General features: G+C 62.5%; 17 protein-coding genes. 13 read left to right on the plus strand and 4 right to left on the minus strand.

Annotation, left to right across the window (positions count from 1 at the left end):
• Window positions 1-21: 21 nt before the first annotated feature.
• The 5 genes from carA to B0E50_RS12255 all read left to right on the plus strand — a co-directional run bounded on the left by carA (window position 22) and on the right by B0E50_RS12255 (window position 6,658).
• Window positions 22-1,149, plus strand: coding sequence for a glutamine-hydrolyzing carbamoyl-phosphate synthase small subunit (gene carA / locus B0E50_RS12235; protein ID WP_077441489.1), 1,128 nt, complete (start codon window positions 22-24; stop codon window positions 1,147-1,149).
• Between the two features lies 1 nt (window position 1,150).
• A complete protein-coding gene (gene carB, locus B0E50_RS12240; RefSeq protein WP_077441490.1) occupies window positions 1,151-4,378 on the plus strand; it encodes a carbamoyl-phosphate synthase large subunit in 3,228 nt (1,075 codons plus the stop codon).
• Entirely contained in the window at window positions 4,375-4,851 is a 477-nt protein-coding gene (gene greA, locus B0E50_RS12245) for a transcription elongation factor GreA (protein WP_077441491.1), read from the plus strand. Before carB ends, greA begins: the two co-directional genes overlap by 4 nt.
• Before the next feature lie 113 nt (window positions 4,852-4,964).
• Window positions 4,965-6,128 carry a glycosyltransferase gene (locus B0E50_RS12250; protein WP_077441492.1) on the plus strand — a complete coding sequence of 388 codons (1,164 nt, stop codon included), beginning with the start codon at window positions 4,965-4,967 and terminating at the stop codon, window positions 6,126-6,128.
• Window positions 6,129-6,181: 53 nt separating this feature from the next.
• Window positions 6,182-6,658, plus strand: coding sequence for a hypothetical protein (locus B0E50_RS12255; protein ID WP_077441493.1), 477 nt, complete (start codon window positions 6,182-6,184; stop codon window positions 6,656-6,658).
• Between the two features lie 90 nt (window positions 6,659-6,748).
• Here the strand turns inward: B0E50_RS12255 and ykgO are convergent, their stop codons facing one another.
• From ykgO to B0E50_RS12275, 4 genes are all read right to left on the minus strand, one after another.
• Window positions 6,749-6,874 (minus strand): type B 50S ribosomal protein L36, encoded by a 126-nt coding sequence (gene ykgO / locus B0E50_RS12260; protein ID WP_007080705.1) that lies wholly within the window; start codon window positions 6,872-6,874, stop codon window positions 6,749-6,751.
• A gap of 61 nt (window positions 6,875-6,935) precedes the next feature.
• Entirely contained in the window at window positions 6,936-7,847 is a 912-nt protein-coding gene (locus tag B0E50_RS12265) for a LysR substrate-binding domain-containing protein (protein WP_077441494.1), read from the minus strand.
• Between the two features lie 267 nt (window positions 7,848-8,114).
• Window positions 8,115-10,133, minus strand: a complete 2,019-nt coding sequence (locus B0E50_RS12270; protein WP_077441495.1) for an NADPH-dependent 2,4-dienoyl-CoA reductase — start codon at window positions 10,131-10,133, stop codon at window positions 8,115-8,117.
• 103 nt (window positions 10,134-10,236) lie between these two features.
• Window positions 10,237-10,494 carry an acyl-CoA-binding protein gene (locus B0E50_RS12275; protein ID WP_077441496.1) on the minus strand — a complete coding sequence of 86 codons (258 nt, stop codon included), beginning with the start codon at window positions 10,492-10,494 and terminating at the stop codon, window positions 10,237-10,239.
• Between the two features lie 111 nt (window positions 10,495-10,605).
• On the opposite strand from B0E50_RS12275, the gene cmk reads away from it, so the two are divergent.
• From cmk to galU, 8 genes are all read left to right on the plus strand, one after another.
• Window positions 10,606-11,286 (plus strand): (d)CMP kinase, encoded by a 681-nt coding sequence (gene cmk, locus B0E50_RS12280; protein ID WP_077441497.1) that lies wholly within the window; start codon window positions 10,606-10,608, stop codon window positions 11,284-11,286.
• A 178-nt stretch (window positions 11,287-11,464) separates the two neighbouring features.
• Complete coding sequence (gene rpsA / locus B0E50_RS12285) at window positions 11,465-13,141, plus strand: 30S ribosomal protein S1 (RefSeq protein ID WP_077441498.1); 1,677 nt, start codon at window positions 11,465-11,467, stop codon at window positions 13,139-13,141.
• Between the two features lie 72 nt (window positions 13,142-13,213).
• Window positions 13,214-13,513, plus strand: coding sequence for an integration host factor subunit beta (locus B0E50_RS12290; protein WP_077441499.1), 300 nt, complete (start codon window positions 13,214-13,216; stop codon window positions 13,511-13,513).
• Window positions 13,514-13,675: 162 nt separating this feature from the next.
• The gene (locus B0E50_RS12295; protein WP_077441500.1) at window positions 13,676-13,933 is read left to right on the plus strand and encodes a lipopolysaccharide assembly protein LapA domain-containing protein; all 258 of its coding nucleotides are present in this window, start codon (window positions 13,676-13,678) and stop codon (window positions 13,931-13,933) included.
• Window positions 13,930-15,102, plus strand: coding sequence for a lipopolysaccharide assembly protein LapB (lapB, locus tag B0E50_RS12300; protein ID WP_077441501.1), 1,173 nt, complete (start codon window positions 13,930-13,932; stop codon window positions 15,100-15,102). The genes B0E50_RS12295 and lapB overlap by 4 nt, the downstream gene beginning before the upstream one ends.
• A gap of 13 nt (window positions 15,103-15,115) precedes the next feature.
• Entirely contained in the window at window positions 15,116-16,132 is a 1,017-nt protein-coding gene (locus B0E50_RS12305) for a glycosyltransferase family 4 protein (protein ID WP_139350860.1), read from the plus strand.
• Window positions 16,119-18,014, plus strand: a complete 1,896-nt coding sequence (locus tag B0E50_RS12310) for a nucleoside-diphosphate sugar epimerase/dehydratase (RefSeq protein WP_077441502.1) — start codon at window positions 16,119-16,121, stop codon at window positions 18,012-18,014. The genes B0E50_RS12305 and B0E50_RS12310 overlap by 14 nt, the downstream gene beginning before the upstream one ends.
• Window positions 18,015-18,899 carry a UTP--glucose-1-phosphate uridylyltransferase GalU gene (galU, locus tag B0E50_RS12315; protein ID WP_077441503.1) on the plus strand — a complete coding sequence of 295 codons (885 nt, stop codon included), beginning with the start codon at window positions 18,015-18,017 and terminating at the stop codon, window positions 18,897-18,899.
• Window positions 18,900-18,968: the final 69 nt, after the last annotated feature.

Consider the following 18,968-nt stretch of genomic DNA (forward strand, 5'->3'; position numbering starts at 1 on the left):
TCCAAAAGGCGGTTACCTCCTATGCCTACTCCTGCCCTGCTGGCCCTCGAAGACGGCAGCGTGTTTCATGGTCATGCCGTGGGCGCGACTGGCGAAACCGTTGGTGAAGTTGTCTTCAACACGGCGATGACGGGCTATCAGGAGATCCTCACGGATCCTTCCTATTCGCGCCAGATCGTCACCCTGACTTATCCCCATATCGGCAATACCGGCATCAATGCCGAGGATGCAGAGTCCACCGCCGTGCACGCTGCCGGCCTGATCGTGCGCGACGTGCCACGCCGGGCCAGCAATTGGCGCAGCAGCGAAAGCCTGCCCGATTACCTCAAGCGTCACGGCATTGTGGCGATCGCCGGTATCGATACGCGCCGGCTTACTCGCATCCTGCGCGACAAGGGCGCCCTGGCTGGCTGTATCGTCGCCGGTGAGCAGATCGATGCCGATGTCGCGCTGGCCAAGGCGCGTGCGTTCCCGGGCCTGAATGGCATGGACCTGGCCAAAGTGGTCAGTGTCACCAGGCCATATGGCTGGAAGGAGGGCATCTACGATCTCGATCGCACCGCCTTCAACCAGCCTGTGCTGCGCTTCAAGGTCGTGGCCTACGACTACGGCGCCAAGCACAACATCCTGCGCCTGCTGGCTGAGCAAGGCTGCGACATCACCGTGGTACCAGCGCAAACGCCCGCCGCCGAGGTGTTGGCGATGAAGCCCGATGGCGTGTTCCTTTCCAACGGCCCTGGCGATCCGGCGGCCTGCGACTACGCGATCGAGGCAACCAGGCAGTTCCTCGATGCGAAGATCCCGCTGTTCGGTATCTGCCTCGGCCACCAGATCATGGGCCTGGCGCTAGGCGCGAAGACGCTGAAGATGAAGTTCGGCCACCACGGCGCGAACCACCCGGTGAAGGATCTGGACGACGGTCGCGTGCTGATCACCTCGCAGAACCATGGCTTCGCGGTCGATCCGGCCACGCTGCCGGCGAACGTGCGGGTCACCCACCAGTCGCTGTTCGACGGCTCGCTGCAGGGCTTCGCGTTGACCGATCGCCCGGCGTTCTGTTTCCAGGGCCACCCGGAAGCCAGCCCCGGCCCCCACGACATCGGTTATCTGTTCGACCGGTTTGCCAAGCTGATGCAGGAGGCCCGCTGAGATGGCCAAGCGTACAGATATCAAGAGCATCCTCATCATTGGCGCCGGCCCGATCGTGATCGGCCAGGCCTGCGAGTTCGACTACTCCGGCGCGCAGGCCTGCAAGGCGCTGAAGGAAGAGGGCTACCGGGTGATCCTGGTGAACTCCAACCCCGCCACGATCATGACCGACCCGGAAACGGCGGACGCGGTCTACATCGAGCCGATCAACTGGCAGACGGTGGAGCGCATCATCGCCAAGGAGCGCCCGGACGCGGTGCTGCCGACGATGGGTGGTCAGACGGGCCTGAACTGCGCGCTGGATCTGGCCGATCACGGCGTGCTGGAGAAATACGGCGTCGAGTTGATCGGTGCCTCGCGTGAAGCGATCCGCATGGCCGAGGATCGCGAGTTGTTCCGTGTGGCGATGGCGGAGATCGGGCTGGATTGTCCGAAAGCCGAAGTCGTACGCACCTTCGAGCAGGCGCTGCTGACCCAGGCCAAGGTGGGTTTCCCGACCGTCATCCGCCCCAGCTTCACGCTCGGCGGTTCCGGTGGTGGCATCGCCTACAACCGTGAGGAGTTCGAAGAGATCGTCAAGCGCGGCCTGGAACTCTCGCCAGTGGGTGAGGTGCTGGTCGAGGAATCCGTGCTTGGCTGGAAGGAGTTCGAGATGGAAGTGGTCCGCGACAAGGCGGACAACTGCATCATCGTCTGCTCGATCGAGAACCTCGATCCGATGGGCGTGCACACCGGCGACTCGATCACCGTGGCGCCGGCGCAGACGCTGACCGACAAGGAGTACCAGCGCCTGCGCGACGCATCGATCGCGGTGCTGCGCAAGATCGGGGTGGATACCGGTGGCTCCAATGTGCAGTTCGGCATCAATGCCGAGAACGGCCGCGTCGTCGTCATCGAGATGAACCCACGCGTGTCGCGTTCGTCGGCGCTGGCGTCGAAGGCGACCGGTTTCCCGATCGCCAAGATCGCCGCCAAGCTGGCGGTCGGTTATACGCTGGACGAGCTGAAGAACGACATCACCGGCGGTCTGACACCGGCCTCGTTCGAGCCGTCGATCGATTACGTGGTCACCAAGATCCCGCGTTTCGCGTTCGAGAAATTCCCGGCTGCCGACGCGCGCCTCACCACCCAGATGAAGTCGGTGGGCGAGGTGATGGCGATGGGCCGTACGTTTCACGAATCGTTGCAGAAGGCGCTGCGTGGATTGGAAATCGGCAAGACCGGTCTCAACCCGACTGGCTTGGACATCACCACCGAAGCGGGCGTGGCCACGCTCAAGCGCGAGCTGCGCGAGCCGCGGCCGGATCGTGTATTCCATCTGGCCGACGCGTTCCGCGCGGGCTTGTCGCTGGGGGAGGTGCACAACCTCAGCCGCGTCGATCCCTGGTTCCTTGCTGCCTTCGAAGACATCGTGCTGACCGAAGGCGAAGTGACCGCGCAAGGGCTGACCGCGCTCGATGCACCGCGCATGCGCGAACTGAAGCGCATGGGTTTCGCCGATGCGCGCCTGGCCGAACTGACCGCAACCGACGAATCGACGATGCGCCAGATGCGCCACACGCTGGGTGTGCGTCCGGTGTACAAGCGTGTGGACTCCTGCGCAGCCGAGTTCGCCACCACCACGGCCTACATGTACTCGACCTACGAGGAAGAGTGCGAGGCGAATCCGACCAATCGCGACAAGATCATCGTGCTCGGCGGTGGCCCGAACCGCATCGGCCAGGGCATCGAGTTCGACTACTGCTGCGTGCACGCGGCACTCGCGCTGCGCGAGGACGGGTTCGAGACCATCATGGTCAATTGCAACCCGGAAACCGTTTCCACCGATTACGACACCTCCGACCGTCTGTACTTCGAGCCGCTGACGCTGGAAGACGTGCTGGAGATCGTCGATCTGGAGAGGCCGAAGGGCGTGATCGTGCAGTACGGCGGCCAGACGCCGCTGAAGCTGGCGCGTGCGCTGGAGGCCAACGGCGTGCCGGTGATCGGTACTTCGCCGGATTCGATCGATCTGGCCGAGGATCGCGAGCGCTTCCAGCAGATGATCGTCAAGCTCGGCCTGATCCAGCCCCCGAACCGCACCGCGCGCAACGCCGACGAGGCCTTGGCGCTGGCTGGCGAGATCGGTTACCCACTGGTGGTGCGCCCGAGCTATGTGCTCGGTGGTCGCGCGATGGAAGTGGTCTACGACGCCGCAGATCTGTCGCGCTACATCCGCGAAGCCGTGCAGGTGTCGAACGATTCGCCGGTGTTGCTGGATCGCTTCCTCGACCACGCGGTCGAAGTGGACGTGGACATCATCGCCGATGCCGAGGGCAACGTGCTGATCGGCGGCATCATGGAGCATATCGAGGAAGCCGGCGTGCATTCGGGCGACTCGTCGTGCTCGTTGCCGCCGTATTCGCTTTCGCAGGAAGTCCAGGACGAGATGCGTCGCCAGGTTGCCGCGATGGCAAAGGAGCTGAAGGTCATCGGCCTGATGAACACGCAGTTCGCGATCCAGGGCGACACGGTGTTCATCCTCGAGGTGAATCCGCGTGCGTCACGCACCGTGCCATTCGTTTCCAAGGCGACCGGCGTGCCGCTGGCGAAGATCGCCGCACGCGCGATGGCTGGCCGTTCGCTGGTGGCACAGGGCACCACACGCGAAGTGATCCCGGCGTACTATTCGGTGAAGGAGGCGATCTTCCCGTTCCTGAAATTCCAGAACGTCGATCCCATCCTTGGCCCCGAGATGCGTTCAACCGGCGAAGTGATGGGTGTGGGCCGCAGCTTCGGCGCAGCGTTCGCACGCGGTCACGATGCCGCCGGCATCAAGACGCCGCCGAAAGGCAAGGTGTTCGTGTCGGTGCGTGATGCCGACAAGGATCGCCTGCTGCCGATAGCCAGGGAGGTGCTCACACGTGGTTTCAGCCTGGTCGCCACCGAGGGCACAGCGCGTTACCTGGCCGAACATGGCGTGGTCTGCGAGCGCATCAACAAGGTGCTCGAAGGCCGCCCGCACGTGGTCGACCTTATCAAGAACGGCGAGATCGTCTATATCGTCAACACCACCGAGGGCAAGCAGGCGATCGCCGACTCGTTCTCGATCCGGCGCGAAGCCCTGCAGCAGCGCGTCACGTATTCCACTACCGTTGCAGGCGCGCGTGCGCTTGTCCATTCGCTGGATTTCCACAGTGATGGCGAAGTGCATAGCCTGCAGGAACTGCACAAGGAGCTTAGCGCATGAGTCGCGCACCCATTACCAAGGCTGGTTCGGAACGCCTGCGTGGCGAGTTGGAGCGGCTGAAGTCGGTCGACCGGCCACGCATCATTGCGGCTATCGCCGAAGCGCGTGCGCACGGCGATCTCAAGGAAAATGCCGAGTATCACGCTGCACGTGAGCTGCAGAGCTTTACCGAAGGCCGCATAGGTCAGCTGGAAGCCTTGTTGTCGACGGCCGAAGTGATCGATGTCACCCAGCTAAATCCTGGCAATCGCGTGGTGTTTGGTGCGATCGTCGATCTGGAAGACGAGGACAGCGGCACCGCCGTGACCTACCAGATCGTTGGCGACCTCGAAGCGGACATCAAGCAACGACTGATTGCCGTGTCATCGCCGATTGCACGTGCGCTGATTGGCAAGAGCGTGGGTGACAGCTTCGAGTTCACCGCGCCAAATGGTGTCAAGCATTACGAAATCACTGGCGTGCGCTATTCCTGAATGGTGTGTGTTGAAGGTACGTGCGGAACGGCTGGCCGCTGATGCGACCAGCCTGGTAACCAGCCAGCGGCGTAGCCGCTCCTGTCGACGGGCATCTGACAACGGTCCGCAACATGCCTCAGCAGAAAATTCTGTTTCTCAGCGTCTCGGCCGGTGCCGGCCACATGCGTGCTGCCGAAGCGCTGCGTCTCACCGCCGAGGCAGCTTTGCCGCATGTCGAAACCAGGCATCTGGATGCGATGGACTACGTGCCGTCCGCATTCCGCAAGCTATACACCGATTTCTATATCACGCTGATAAGCAGCTACCCGACACTGTGGGGCGTGCTGTACCAGCGTAGCTCGGACGCCGATCCGGATGGCCCGATGCAGAAGCTGAGACGGGCCATCGAGCGGCTGGGTACGGGGGATCTGCGCAAGGCGATCAATGCGTTCGCGCCCGACGCCATTGTCTGTACCCACTTCCTTCCCGCCGAAATGCTGATGCATGAGATCCGGCGCGAGCGGTTTGCGGTGCCGGTATGGGTCCAGGTGACCGATTTCGACCTGCATGGCATGTGGGTGATTCCGCGCATGACGGGCTTCTTCGCTGCCAGCGATGAAATTGCCTTCCGCATGAAGGCGAATAGCATCGAGGCACGACGCGTCCATACCACCGGCATCCCGGTGATGCCGGAGTTCACCCAGCCGCAGGATCGCCAGGCCTGCGCCGAGCGCTTCGGCCTCGATCCGACCAAGCAGACCATCATGCTGATGGGCGGTGGCGCCGGCGTCGGCAAGCTCGACGAAGTGGCGGCTGCGCTTATGCGGCTCGAATACGACTTCCAGCTGATCGTGCTGGCCGGACGCAACGAGGCTGCGCTGGCCAAGCTGAAGACTCATGCAGCGGAACATCCGGGGCGGCTGTTTTCGTTTGGCTTCACCAACGAAGTGGCACGGCTGATGGCCTGTTCCGACTTGGTGATCACCAAGCCCGGTGGATTGACCACATCCGAATGCCTTGCGATGGGCGTGCCGATGGTGGTGTATGCGCCCGTCCCTGGCCAGGAAGAGCGCAATGCGGACTATGTGCTGGAGCAGGGGGCTGCGCTCAAGGCGATCGACCTGATCTCGCTTGAGTACCGGGTGCGTCAATTGCTGGCCGAACCACAGCGGCTGGCGCGGATGCGTGAATGTGCACGCCGTCTGGGACAGCCGCAGGCGGCGCGGCATGTACTGGAGATCGTGCAGGCCCAGCTTGCAGGCCAGCAGTCAGTGGCTACGTTGGTGGGTCATTGAGCGTGCGTCAGCTGGATCAAAGACACCTGCGCGCAGGAGAAGCGCAGGTCCCCATGCGTCCCCTGGTACTGGTGCTGACGCTTGCCTGGACCATCCTGCTGGCTTTTTTCTTTGCCAACGTGGAGATCCAGATCGAGGGGGCTGCCGGTTGGGCAGCAAACCTGCCGACCTGGCGCATCGAGCATCACTGGCTGCTGGATATTTTCTGGGGCGGGCGGCCAATGACTGGTTATCACGCGTGGCTTTTCCCATGCATGGGGCTGTTCTTCCATTTCCCACTGATCTTCACCGGCCGCTGGAGCTGGCGTGCCGAGGCGCGTGTGTTCGCCTGCATCATGCTGTTCTGGATCACCGAGGACTTTCTGTGGTTCGTGTTCAACCCGGCCTATGGCGTCGCACATTTCGCGCCACGTTACATTCCATGGCATATCCACTGGTGGGGGCCGGCACCCAGCGATTACTGGGTTTCACTGTCCATATCCGGATTGCTGTTCTGGTTGTCGTGCCGCTCGGTACCATCGCGCCGCTAAACATCTGACGTACTTTCTCCATGCGGGCCGAATGCCGGGCACAAAAAAGGCCGCACATGTGCGGCCTTTTCATGACTCATTGCGCAGGGATCAGCGCTGACGAGCCTTGAAACGGGGATTGCTCTTGCAGATCACGAACACCTTGCCGCGACGACGCACAATCTTGCAATCGCGGTGCCGCGCCTTGGCGGACTTCAAAGAGTTAAGCACCTTCACGGCCAGCTCCTGACACTAAACGAAAATGTAAGCTGGCTAGTATATCGGTTGGCCCATTGTGTTACAAGCTCGGTATCACAGCCGATTCAGCCACGGTGGACAGGAACTGCTGCAGCACCGGTGAGCGATCGTCGCTGCGACTGGCCACGGCAAGCAACAGATAGGCATCGGCATCTTCCAGCGGCACGTAACTGACCCCGACCAGATGCACGGCGCGCATGCTGGCCGGCACCAGCGCCAGCCCCAGACCTGCCGCAACCAGGGCCAGCAGGCCGTTGATCTGTTGTGCGTGCTGGACGATCGACGGCTGAAAACCCGCTGTATTCGCCAATTTCACCAGTCGATCATAGAGCGTGGCAGCCAGTTCGCGTGGTTGCGAGACAAACGCGCTGCCTGCCACTTCGGAGAGACGCAGGCTGCTGCGGCCCGATAGTGGGTGGCCTGAGGGCAGGGCAAGCAACAGGGGTTCGCGGTCTATCACGCTCAGGCGCAGATTGCGTGCGTCCTGAGCATGGATTGGCTCGTCACGGACAAAGCCGACATCGATCTGACCCGCCAGCAACGCAGCGAACTGGGGTTCGGTGTACATCTCGCTGAGCTGCATGCGTACTTTCGGTGCAATCTGGCGGTAGCTGAGCAGGGTCTGCGGCAGGGCTGGATGAAACGAGACCGAGACGGTGTAAGCCAGCCGCAACCGGCCGCTGAAGCCAGCTGCTGCCGCTGCGACATGGTCGCGAGCCTCGTCGGCCCTGGCCAGGATATGCCGCGCTTCCTCCAGGAAGATGCGGCCGGGCTCGGTCAGCGCCACATTGCGCTTGTTGCGTTCGAGCAGACGCACACCGAGGTCCTGCTCAAGTGCCTGAATCTGCTGGGACAGCGGCGGTTGGGAGAGATGCAGGCGCAGCGCCGCTCGGGTGAAGCTCAGTTCCTCGGCAACGGCAATGAAGTAACGCAATTGGCGGAAATCAAACATATAGCGAAATCGAATAAATGATTAACTAAATATATATTTGATACTTTATCGTGTCGATCATAAAATCACTTCCGTCCCGCCACTTCCCCCTCCCCCTAGTGGCGGCGGCCCTCGCCCCGCAGCGACGCTAAATACGATATCTGGTTCAACTCCCCCCCTGAGCCCATATCGATGCGTCTTCCCTGCGGGGCGCTTTTCTTTGGTACACCGACGCCGCTACCTTCAAGGCAGCGGCGTCGGTGTTTCTGGGCACCTCGAACACAGGATTCAGATCTGGGTAGCCAGCCGGGTGCCTTGGGCGATCGCGCGTTTTGCGTCGAGTTCGGCGGCCACGTCGGCGCCGCCGATGACATGTACCTTCATGCCTGCGGCAATCAGCTCGTCGGCCAGTCGCCGATTCGGTTCCTGGCCGGCGCAGATCACGACGTGGTCGACCGGGAGGATTTGCGTGGCGCCATCGATCGTGATGTGCAGGCCCTGATCATCGAAACGCTGGTAGCTGACGCTGCCCAGCATGCTTACCTGCTTGGCCTTGAGAGTGGCCCGGTGCACCCAGCCGGTGGTTTTGTTCAGGCGCGCACCGGGACGTCCCTCACTGCGTTGCAGCAGCCAGATCTGGCGGGCGGATGCTTCAGGCTGGGCCTTTTGCAGGCCTCCACGCTGTGTGAGCTGCATGTCCACCCCCCATTCGCGGGTCCAGCGCGTTACGTCGGTGGTGGGTGAGGGCGCATGCTCGGCCAGGAATTCGGCCACGTCGAAGCCGATGCCGCCGGCACCGATGATGGCTACCCGCAGGCCTACCGGCGCATGCCGGGCCAGTACATCCAGATAGCTCAGTACGCGCGGATCGTCGCTGCCGGGAAAGCTCACGGCGCGCGGGGTGATGCCGGTGGCGATCACCACTTCGTCATAACCGCCGGCACGCAGCAGGTCGGTGTCTGCGGTTTGACCCAGTTGCACATCGACGCCGCGGTCGCCCAGTTGATGGCGGAAGTAACGCAGCGTCTCGTGGAATTCTTCCTTGCCCGGAATCTGCTTGGCATAGTTGAACTGGCCGCCGATTTCGCTGGCTTTATCGATCAGCGTTACGGCATGGCCGCGCTCTCCAAGTGTGCTGGCGCAAGCCATGCCGGCCGGGCCGGCACCAATGACCGCGATGCGCTTGCGCACACTGGCTGGTTCGATCTTCAGCTCGGTCTCGTGACAGGCGCGCGGGTTGACCAGGCAACTGGCCCGTTTGTTCTGGAACACATGGTCGAGGCAGGCCTGATTGCAGGCGATGCAGGTGTTGATCCGTTCGCTGCGCCCGGCTTTGGCCTTGTTGGCCCAGGCCGGGTCGGCCAGCAGCGGACGCGCCATCGAGACCATGTCGGCCTCTCCATCGGCCAGGATGCGTTCGGCCACCTCCGGCATGTTGATGCGGTTGGTAGTGATCAGTGGAATCGCCACTTCGCCCTTGAGCTTTTTGGTGACCCAGGCAAAACCCGCACGCGGCACGCTGGTGACGATGGTTGGTACGCGTGCCTCATGCCAGCCGATGCCGGTGTTGATGATCGAGGCGCCAGCCGCTTCGATTGCCTTGGCCAGCGTGACGATCTCGTTCCAGTCCTGGCCACCCTCGACCAGGTCGAGCATCGACAGCCGGTAGATGATGATGAAGTTGCGGCCGACCGCTGCGCGCGTGCGCCGCACGATCTCGATCGCGAAGCGCATGCGGCGGGTGGTGTCGCCGCCCCAGGCGTCGTTGCGTTGGTTGGTGCGTTCAGCGATGAACTGGTTGATCAGATAGCCTTCCGAACCCATCACCTCGACACCGTCGTAACCGGCGTCCTGAGCCAGCTTCGCGCAATGCACGAAGTCGCTGATGGTGCGCTCCACCCCGCGCGAAGAGAGTGCCTGTGGCGTGAACGGCGTGATCGGCGACTTGATCTTCGACGGTGCCACCGACAGCGGGTGATAGCCGTAACGCCCGGCATGCAGGATCTGCAGGCAGATACGGCCGCCTTCGGCATGTACAGCGTCGGTGAGCTTGCGATGCCGGGGCTTGTGCCATGGCATCGTGAGCCGGCCGCCGAACGGTTTCAGCCAGCCCCGGATGCTCGGCGCGATGCCGCCGGTGACCATCAAACCGACGCCGCCACGCGCACGTTCAGCGAAATAGGCCGCCAGCTTGTCGTAGTCGCTGGCCTTGTCCTCCAGCCCGGTGTGCATCGACCCCATCAGGATGCGGTTGGGCAGAGTGACATGGCCCAGATCGAGCGGGGCGAACAGTTTCGGGTAATTCATGCGACCTGCACCGGATCAAACGATCGTATGAATGTGCCGGTGTTTGGGGCGCAAAAGCAAGCACCGCGTGCTTGTGGCGGTCATGCCGTGGGTAGAAACCGGCTCAGGCCAGCAGCTGATGCACCAATGCGACGTAGCGGCGCATGGCTTCCTCTTCGGGCACGCCATTCAATTGCGCCCACGCCTCGTGCTTGGCGGTGCCGACAAAGTCGAAGAAGCCCGGCTGGGTCCGGCGCAGGTCGCCCTCGGAGCCTTGCTTGTACAGGGCATACAGTTTCAGCAGAGTGTCGTTGTCGGGGCGCGTACCCAATCGCTGGATGTCCTCGGCGGCTTGTTCGAAATCGCGGCGAAGATCGGTCATAGGGCGGATCGGGCTGACTTGCAGTGTAAGAAGAACGGCTAGATAGCACGCGTTCCGAGCAGGGTCAACGCGTTAAACTTCCGCATTCTTCCGTTCAGCCAGGATCTTGCCATGAGCCATGCCGTGCCCGTTCCCGTACTCACCATCGACGGGCCATCCGGGTCGGGCAAGGGCACCATCAGCGCACTGGTGGCCGAGCATCTGGGCTGGCGGCTGCTGGATTCGGGCGCGCTGTACCGGGCGGTGGGCTATGCCGCCGGCATGGCCGGGCTGGACCTGTCCGATGTGGAGGCGGTGACCCGTTGCGCCCACGGCACGAAAATCCAGTTTCGCGCGGCCCCGGATGGCAGTGCGACGCGAGTCATGGTCAACGGACACGATGCCACCGACGAACTGCGCACCGAAACCGCCGGCGCGGCGGCCTCAGCGATTGCCTCGATGCCATCGGTACGTGAAGCCTTGGTGGCGCTGCAGCTGGGCTTCCGCAAGTCGCCTGGACTGGTCGCCGACGGGCGGGACATGGGCACGGTGATCTTTCCGGATGCCGCGTTCAAGGTTTTCCTTACCGCGAGCGCCGCCGAACGCGCGAAAAGGCGCTATAAGCAGTTGAAGGAAAAGGGACTCAGCGTTACACTAGCCGGCCTTCAGCGCGAAATTGAGGCGCGTGACAGCCGCGATGCATCGCGTGCGGTCGCGCCGCTCAAGCCTGCCGAAGATGCCGTGCTGGTGGATACCACCGGGATGGGCATCGACGAGGTCGTCGCGAAAGTACTTGCCGTCGTGCAGCCTTAAGTTTGGGTTGCACGGCGGTTTCTGCGCTCCTGCCGCGGCAGGGGATTTTGACCCACGGTGACGACGGTCGGTTCCGAGGAACCACCTGAAGACACCCCCAACCGGTGGACCGGAAAGTCCGTGCGCAACACATCAGCAAGCGCAACGTACAACGGTCTTTTCCCACTATGGAATCAACATGACTGAAAGTTTTGCCGAACTGTTTGAACAGAGCCAGCAGGCCATCTCCAAGCTGAAGCCCGGCGCCATCGTCACCGGCATCGTTGTGGAAATCCGCAATGACGTCGTCGTGATCAATGCAGGCCTGAAGAGCGAAGGCATCGTCCCGATCGAGCAGTTCAAGAGCGAAGAGGGCGTACTGGAGGTGCAGGTAGGCGACGAGGTGAAGGTTGCCCTCGAAGCTTTGGAAGACGGTTTCGGCGAAACCAAGCTGTCGCGCGAGAAAGCCAAGCGCTCGATGGTGTGGGACGACCTCGAGCACGCGTTCGACAAGGAAGAAACCATCGTTGGTCTCATCTCCGGCAAGGTCAAGGGCGGCTTCACGGTCGACATCAAGGACGTCCGCGCATTCCTGCCGGGCTCGCTGGTCGACGTGCGTCCGGTGCGCGACCCGGTGTTCCTCGAGGGCAAGGAACTCGAGTTCAAGATCATCAAGCTCGACCGCAAGCGCAATAACGTGGTGGTCAGCCGCCGCGCCGTCGTCGAGACCGAGTTCTCCGCCGAGCGCGAGCAGCTGCTTGAGCGCCTGACCGAAGGCGCGGTGGTCAAGGGCACCGTCAAGAACCTGACCGACTACGGCGCGTTCGTGGATCTGGGCGGTATCGACGGCCTGCTGCATATCACCGACATGGCGTGGAAGCGTGTGCGCCATCCGTCCGAAGTCGTCAACGTCGGCGACGAGCTGGACGTGCGCGTGCTGAAGTACGACAAGGAGCGCAACCGCGTTTCGCTGGGCCTGAAGCAGCTGGGCGACGACCCGTGGGTCGCGATCGCCCGCCGTTATCCGGTCGGCAGCCGCCTGTTCGGCAAGGTCTCCAACGTCACCGATTACGGCTGCTTCGTCGAGATCGAGCCGGGCGTGGAAGGCCTGGTGCACGTGTCCGAGATGGACTGGACCAACAAGAACGTCAACCCGGCCAAGGTGGTTCAGGTCGGCGACGAGACCGAAGTCACCGTGCTGGACGTGGATGAGGAGCGTCGCCGCATCTCGCTGGGTATCAAGCAGACCCGCTCGAACCCGTGGGAAGCCTTCGCAGCGATGCACAAGAAGGGCGACAAGGTCTCCGGTCAGATCAAGTCGATCACCGATTTCGGCGTGTTCATCGGCCTAGACGGCGGCATCGACGGTCTGGTGCACCTGTCCGACATCTCCTGGCAGATGTCCGGCGAAGATCTGGTTCGCAACTTCAAGAAGGGCGACGAGATCGAGGCCGTGGTGCTGGCGGTTGATCCGGAGCGCGAGCGCATCTCGCTCGGCATCAAGCAGATGGAGCAGGATCCGTTCGGCCAGTTCATGGCGGCGAATCCGCGCGGCACCATCGTCAACGGCACTGTCAAGGAAGTCGATGCGAAGGGCGCCGTGATCGATCTGGGCGAGGGCGTCGAGGGTTACCTGCGCGCCAACGACATCGCCAAGGAGCGCATCGAGGATGCCACGCTGCATCTGAAGGTGGGCGACAAGGTCGAAGCCAAGTTCACTGGCATGGATCGCAAGGGTCGCCAGCTGGCACTCTCGATCCGCGCTAAGGATGAGGAAGATGTGCCTGAGGTGGCTGCCGTCGACTACGCGTCGGCATCGACCGGCACGACCAAGCTTGGCGCGTTGCTCAAAGAGCAGTTCGACAAGGCTGACTGATCACACGTTGCAGACTGATGCGGGGCGGCATATCGCCGCCCCGCTGTTTCATGTCACGGACATTGGGGTCCCATGACCAAATCCGAATTGATCGAGGCGCTGGCCAGGCGCCAGACCCATCTTGCGTTTGCCGATGTCGAGATGGCCGTCAAGAGCGTCATCGAACAGATGAGCCAGGCCCTGGCTCAGGGCGAGCGCATCGAAGTGCGTGGTTTTGGCAGCTTCGCGCTGCATTTCCGCCCACCGCGCATGGGTCGCAACCCGAAGACAGGTGATGCTGTGGCGTTGCCTGGCAAGCATGTGCCGCATTTCAAGCCAGGCAAGGAATTGCGCGAACGCGTCAATCTTGATCTGGATCAGCAAGCCGGCTGAGCCGGCAGTTGCAGGTTTATCGAAGGCAGGCGACGCGAGTCGGCCTGCCTTCTCTTTTTTTGACCACGCAACTGGGATTCGGAGAGTGCTTCCATGAATCGCTGTCGCACTGATTGCCGGCGTCGCCTGTGCCAGTCGTGGTCAATCGGGTAAAGTCTCGGCATGCGACTGCTCGCCATACTCATCCTTGTGATTTTCATCGCGGCCGGCGTGGTGCTGGGTGCGCTCAACGCCGATCTGGTCGGTTACGACCTCGCGTTTGCCCAGGTTCACTTGCCGAAAGGGGCTGCCTTGCTGGGCGCTCTGGTAATCGGCTGGCTGCTTGGCGGCCTTACCGCATGGCTGGGCGTGAGCATGGGCCAGCGCCGCCTGCGCCGCCGGCAACTGCACGCCGACAAGAAACTGTCGTCGAAACCATGAATCTCATGTCTGTGCTGGTCCCCCTGGTACCAGCGGCGTTTGCCCTTGGCTGGTGGTCATCGCGCCGGGTGGGTGCGCGCCGCTCCGGGGCCGAAGTCAGCGAACTTTCCTCGGATTATTTCCGCGGCCTGAACTACCTGCTCAACGAGGAGCAGGACAAGGCTATCGAGGTGTTTCTCAAGCTGGCCGAATACAACCGCGACACGGTGGAAACGCACCTTGCGCTGGGCAACCTTTTTCGCCGGCGCGGTGAGGTGGACCGCGCGATCCGCCTGCATCAGCATCTGGTGTCGCGACCTGGCCTGTCCGATGCAATGAAGACGGTGGCCTTGCTGGAGCTGGGCGAGGACTACATGCGTGCCGGCCTGCTCGATCGTGCCGAAGCGCTCTTTTCCGACCTCGTGGCGATGGATGCACATGCGCCATCGGCACTGCGCCATCTGATCGCGATCTACCAGCACGAACGCGACTGGCACAAGGCGATCGAGCATGCGCGCCGGCTGGAAGTGATGACCAGCGAGGACGAGGCACCGATGATTGCCCAGTTCTATTGCGAGCTGGCCGAACGTTCGCGCCAGCATGGCGCGCGCGCCGAGGCACGCGATTACCTGCGTCAGGCGTTCAAGTGCCAGGCGGACTGCGTGCGTGCCTTCATGTTGACCGGTCGACTGCATGCCGAGGATGACCAGCATGTCGAGGCAGTGACTGCGTACGAGGCAGCGATCCAGGCCGATATCGCGTTCACCCCGGAAATCCTGCCGCCGCTGCTCAACAGCTATGCGCGCTCGCAGCAGATGGAGCGTGCCGAAGTTTTCCTGCGCGAAATGCTGAGCCGCTATCACGGTGTTTCGCCGGTACTGGCGTTGACCCAGTTGTACCGGCAACGTGACGGCGAACGCGCCTCGATCGACTTCCTCACCTCGCAGCTGCGCCTGCGCCCGTCCGTGCGTGGTCTGATGGCGCTGATCGACGCGACCATGGACAAGATCGAGGGCGAGGCACGCGAGAATTTCCTGATCCTGCGCGACCTGACGCGCAAGCTGCTGGAGGGTCAGGCCATGTACCGCTGCAGCCGCTGCGGTTTCGGTGCCAAGGCGCATCATTGGCAATGTCCCAGTTGCAAGAGCTGGAGCACGATCCGGCCGATCCATGGCGTCGCCAGCGAATGACATGAGGATCGCGATGGCCATTGGATGGTTGCTTTTCGCATTTCTGTTCACGCTGTTGCTGGTACGCGGCGCGATCGGTTATGCGCATCGACGTGGCATGCTCGATCAGCCGGGGCAACGCCGCTCGCATACGATGCCGACGCCACGCGGTGGCGGCATCGGCATCGTGCTGGCGATGCTGGTCTGTCTGCCTGGCATATGGTGGAGCCTCCCGGCGACGTGGCCTGCCAGCGTGATCGTTGGGCTGCTTGCTGCGCTGACCGTCGTGGCACTCGCGGGCTGGTGGGACGATCACCGCTCGCTGCCGGTGCTGCCACGACTGGCGATGCAGCTACTGGCGGTATTCGGATTTTCCGCCACCATGCTGGCCACGGGCTTGTCGTTCTGGTGGCTGCCATTGCTGTTGGCGGGTGGGGTCTGGAGCATCAACCTGCACAATTTCATGGATGGCATCGATGGGCTGCTGGCGCAACAGGTCATTTTCGTGGCCTGTGGTCTGACGTGGCTGGCGTGGATCACGGCACAGCCGATGCTGGCCCTGGCGGCAGCGTCCCTGGCGGCAGCGACCCTGGGTTTCTGGTGCTACAACTGGCCACCGGCGCGGATCTTCATGGGTGATGTCGGCAGTGGCAGCGTCGGCCTGCTGATCTTTGCGTTCAGCGCCATGCTGTGGCGGATCGAGCATGCCTTGCTGTGGCCTGCGCTGCTGTTGTCGTCGGCCTTCGTGACGGATGCCAGCATGACCCTGTTCACGCGCATGTGGCGCGGGCGCCGCTGGTACACTGCGCATCGCGAACATCTGTACCAGTGGCTGGTGCGTCGAGGGGGGACGCATGCCGGTGCGGATGTGACATACCTGAGCTGGAATCTGTTGATCGCCACGCCATTGACCTGGTTGGCCTGCAGTCATCCGCAGCTGGCGCTGCCGATTACCATGATGGCCTATCTTGCTGCGGCAGTGCTGTGGCTTTCACTGAAACGTCGCTGTCTGCGACGCCCTCCCTTCAAGGTCCGCCATGTCGTTGCGTAAACTTGTCGGTTTCATTCATCCGCGCATCGCGGTCGTGCTGCACGACCTGGCGATGGCGGCGCTGGCGTGGTGGATAGCCAAGCTGTTGCGCTATGCGTTGAAACCCGAGGAGATCGTCAGCTATCAGCTGTTCGAACTCCCGATCGTGCTGATGGTGCAAGGACTGATTTTTCGCTGGACCGGGCTATACAAGAGCGTCTGGCGTTTTGCCAGCCTGCCGGATCTCTGGAACATCCTGCGCGCCGTGGTGATGGGGGGAGTGGCGATTTATCTGGCCCTGTTCCTGTACAACCGCCTCGACGGCGTGCCGCGCTCGGTCATGCTGCTTTATCCGGTGCTGCTGGCAGTGCTGCTCGGCGGCCCCAGGCTGATCTACCGCTACTGGAAGGACAGTCGCAACGACCTGTTGCACAATCAGGTCGTGAAGCGTGTCCTGATCGTGGGCGCGGATGGAGCAGGTGAGGCGCTGTCGCGCGACCTGCGTCGCGACAACCGCTATGCCGTAGTCGGCTTCGTCGATGACAAGGCCAGCCTGCGCGGTGCCAGCATCAACGGTCATCCGGTGCTGGGTCGTTTCGAGCAGTTGCCCGAAATCGCACGTGAAGCTGCGGTCGACATGTTGCTGATTGCCCTGCCGGGTGCCACGACCACTGAAATGCGCCGGATAGTGTCGCTGTGCGATGCGACCGATCTGCCGTACCGGACGGTTCCACGACTGGAAGACGTCGTCGCTGGTCGGGCCCAGTTCAACCAGATCAAGGAAGTGGCGATTGAGGATCTGCTCGGTCGCGACACGGTGGAACTGGACTGGACCGCCATCCGCGAGACCCTGACCATGCGCCGCGTACTGGTCACTGGCGGCGGCGGCTCGATCGGTTCGGAACTGTGCCGTCAGGTGGCCCGGCTGGGTGCAAACTCGCTGATCGTGGTCGAGCAGAGCGAATACAACCTGTATCGCATTACCCAGGAACTGCGCGCGGATTTCCCCGAGTTGATTCTCGAGGGCATCCTTGCCAACTGTGGCGATCAGGCTGCGATGCACAAGGTGTTCACCGAAGCCAGGCCGCAGGTGGTGTTTCATGCAGCGGCCTACAAGCATGTCCCGATGTTGCAGGGACAACTGCGCGCGGCGTTCCGCAACAACGTACTGGGCACATGCACGGTGGCCGACGCAGCGCGCGAGGTCGGGGTCGACTGTTTCGTGCTGATCTCCACCGACAAGGCGGTCAATCCGACCAGCGTGATGGGTGCCTGCAAGCGCGTCGCCGAAATCTACTGCCAGAACCTCAACGCGCATGCCGACACCCGTTTCATGACAGTGCGATTCGGCAATGTGCTGGATTCGGCCGGGTCGGTGGTGCCGCTGTTCCGTGAGCAGATCCACGCAGGCGGTCCGGTGACCGTGACCCATCCGGAAATCTCGCGCTACTTCATGACGATCCCCGAGGCCTGCCAGTTGATCCTGCAGGCGGCAAGCATCGGCCACGGTGGCGAGATCTTTGCGCTCGACATGGGCGAGCCGGTGAGGATCCGCGATCTGGCCGAACAGATGATCCGTCTTGCCGGCAAGAAGCCGGGCAGCGAGATTCCGATTGTCTACACCGGACTGCGCGCCGGTGAAAAACTGTTCGAGGAATTGTTTCATCCGCTCGAGAACTACACCGCGACCGCGCATGCCAAGATCTTTCTGGCACAGTACCGTGAAGTATCGTGGGAGTTGTTGCAGGCGCTGTTGCACAAGGCAACCGAGGCGGTCGACGTATTCGATGAAGAAGAGCTTCGACGCTGCGTGTCCAGCCTGCTGCCCTCGTTCCGCTGGAGCGAGTCCGCGCAGCCGGACAACGTGGTGTCGATCCGTCGTAACGAAACTGGAGAGCAGTAAGTGAGCAAGCCTCTGCGCAAGGTCGTGTTTCCCGTGGCCGGACTCGGCACGCGTTTTCTGCCGGCAACCAAGGTCGTTGCCAAGGAGATGCTGCCGGTACTCGACAAGCCGCTGATCCAGTACGCCGTGGACGAGGCGGTGGATGCCGGCGCCGACACGCTTATCTTCGTCACCAATCGCTACAAGCACGCGATCGCCGATTACTTCGACAAGGCCTACGAGCTGGAGGCGAAGCTGCAGGAAAAGGGCAAGGACGAGTTGCTTGCCCTCGTGCAGGGCACCTTGCCACGGCACGTGCGGGCGATCTTCGTGACCCAGCCCGAGGCACTCGGCCTTGGCCATGCCGTGTTGTGCGCCAAGCCAGTGGTCGGCGACGAACCCTTCGGCGTGGTGCTTCCTGACGACCTGATCTGGAACGGCGCGATCGGCACGGGCAAGGGTGCATTGCGGCAGATGGCCGAACTCGCCGAATCGCAGCATGCTGGCGTAATCGCGGTCGAAGAAGTGCCGCACAGCGAAACCGACAAATACGGCATCGTCGATGCGCAGAAGATCGACGAACGCAGTGCGCAGATCCGCCATATGGTGGAGAAGCCCAAGCCTGCCGATGCGCCGTCGAACCTGGCGGTGGTCGGCCGTTATGTGCTGCCTGGCCGCATCTTCCAGTTGCTGGAGCAGACCACGCCTGGTGCAGGTGGCGAAATCCAGCTCACCGATGCCATCGATGCATTGCTGAAGGAGCAGGGCAAGGTACTCGCCTACCGCTTCGAGGGGATCCGTTTCGATTGTGGCAACAAGGCAGGTCTGGTGCGTGCAACCATGCACATGGCGATGCAGGACCCGAAGCTTGCACCGACGGTACGCGCTTTCCTCGATCAGCTCTGAATCACTGCACCATCCGCCATGATGCGCACGGTCATGCAGCGTGTGCATCGATGCAAAGGTTGGTGAGGT

It is taken from the genome of Rhodanobacter sp. C01 (assembly GCF_002001045.1).
GTDB lineage: Bacteria > Pseudomonadota > Gammaproteobacteria > Xanthomonadales > Rhodanobacteraceae > Rhodanobacter.

What these genes read in the sequence shown, in the direction of transcription:
- carA (WP_077441489.1), top strand. Translation starts at nt 22, where the DNA reads ATGCCTACTCCTGCCCTGCTGGCCCTCGAAGACGGCAGCGTGTTTCAT.
- carB (WP_077441490.1), top strand. Translation starts at nt 1,151, where the DNA reads ATGGCCAAGCGTACAGATATCAAGAGCATCCTCATCATTGGCGCCGGC.
- greA (WP_077441491.1), top strand. Translation starts at nt 4,375, where the DNA reads ATGAGTCGCGCACCCATTACCAAGGCTGGTTCGGAACGCCTGCGTGGC.
- B0E50_RS12250 (WP_077441492.1), top strand. Translation starts at nt 4,965, where the DNA reads ATGCCTCAGCAGAAAATTCTGTTTCTCAGCGTCTCGGCCGGTGCCGGC.
- B0E50_RS12255 (WP_077441493.1), top strand. Translation starts at nt 6,182, where the DNA reads ATGCGTCCCCTGGTACTGGTGCTGACGCTTGCCTGGACCATCCTGCTG.
- B0E50_RS12265 (WP_077441494.1), bottom strand. Translation starts at nt 7,847, where the DNA reads ATGTTTGATTTCCGCCAATTGCGTTACTTCATTGCCGTTGCCGAGGAA.
- B0E50_RS12270 (WP_077441495.1), bottom strand. Translation starts at nt 10,133, where the DNA reads ATGAATTACCCGAAACTGTTCGCCCCGCTCGATCTGGGCCATGTCACT.
- B0E50_RS12275 (WP_077441496.1), bottom strand. Translation starts at nt 10,494, where the DNA reads ATGACCGATCTTCGCCGCGATTTCGAACAAGCCGCCGAGGACATCCAG.
- cmk (WP_077441497.1), top strand. Translation starts at nt 10,606, where the DNA reads ATGAGCCATGCCGTGCCCGTTCCCGTACTCACCATCGACGGGCCATCC.
- rpsA (WP_077441498.1), top strand. Translation starts at nt 11,465, where the DNA reads ATGACTGAAAGTTTTGCCGAACTGTTTGAACAGAGCCAGCAGGCCATC.
- B0E50_RS12290 (WP_077441499.1), top strand. Translation starts at nt 13,214, where the DNA reads ATGACCAAATCCGAATTGATCGAGGCGCTGGCCAGGCGCCAGACCCAT.
- B0E50_RS12295 (WP_077441500.1), top strand. Translation starts at nt 13,676, where the DNA reads ATGCGACTGCTCGCCATACTCATCCTTGTGATTTTCATCGCGGCCGGC.
- lapB (WP_077441501.1), top strand. Translation starts at nt 13,930, where the DNA reads ATGAATCTCATGTCTGTGCTGGTCCCCCTGGTACCAGCGGCGTTTGCC.
- B0E50_RS12305 (WP_139350860.1), top strand. Translation starts at nt 15,116, where the DNA reads ATGGCCATTGGATGGTTGCTTTTCGCATTTCTGTTCACGCTGTTGCTG.
- B0E50_RS12310 (WP_077441502.1), top strand. Translation starts at nt 16,119, where the DNA reads ATGTCGTTGCGTAAACTTGTCGGTTTCATTCATCCGCGCATCGCGGTC.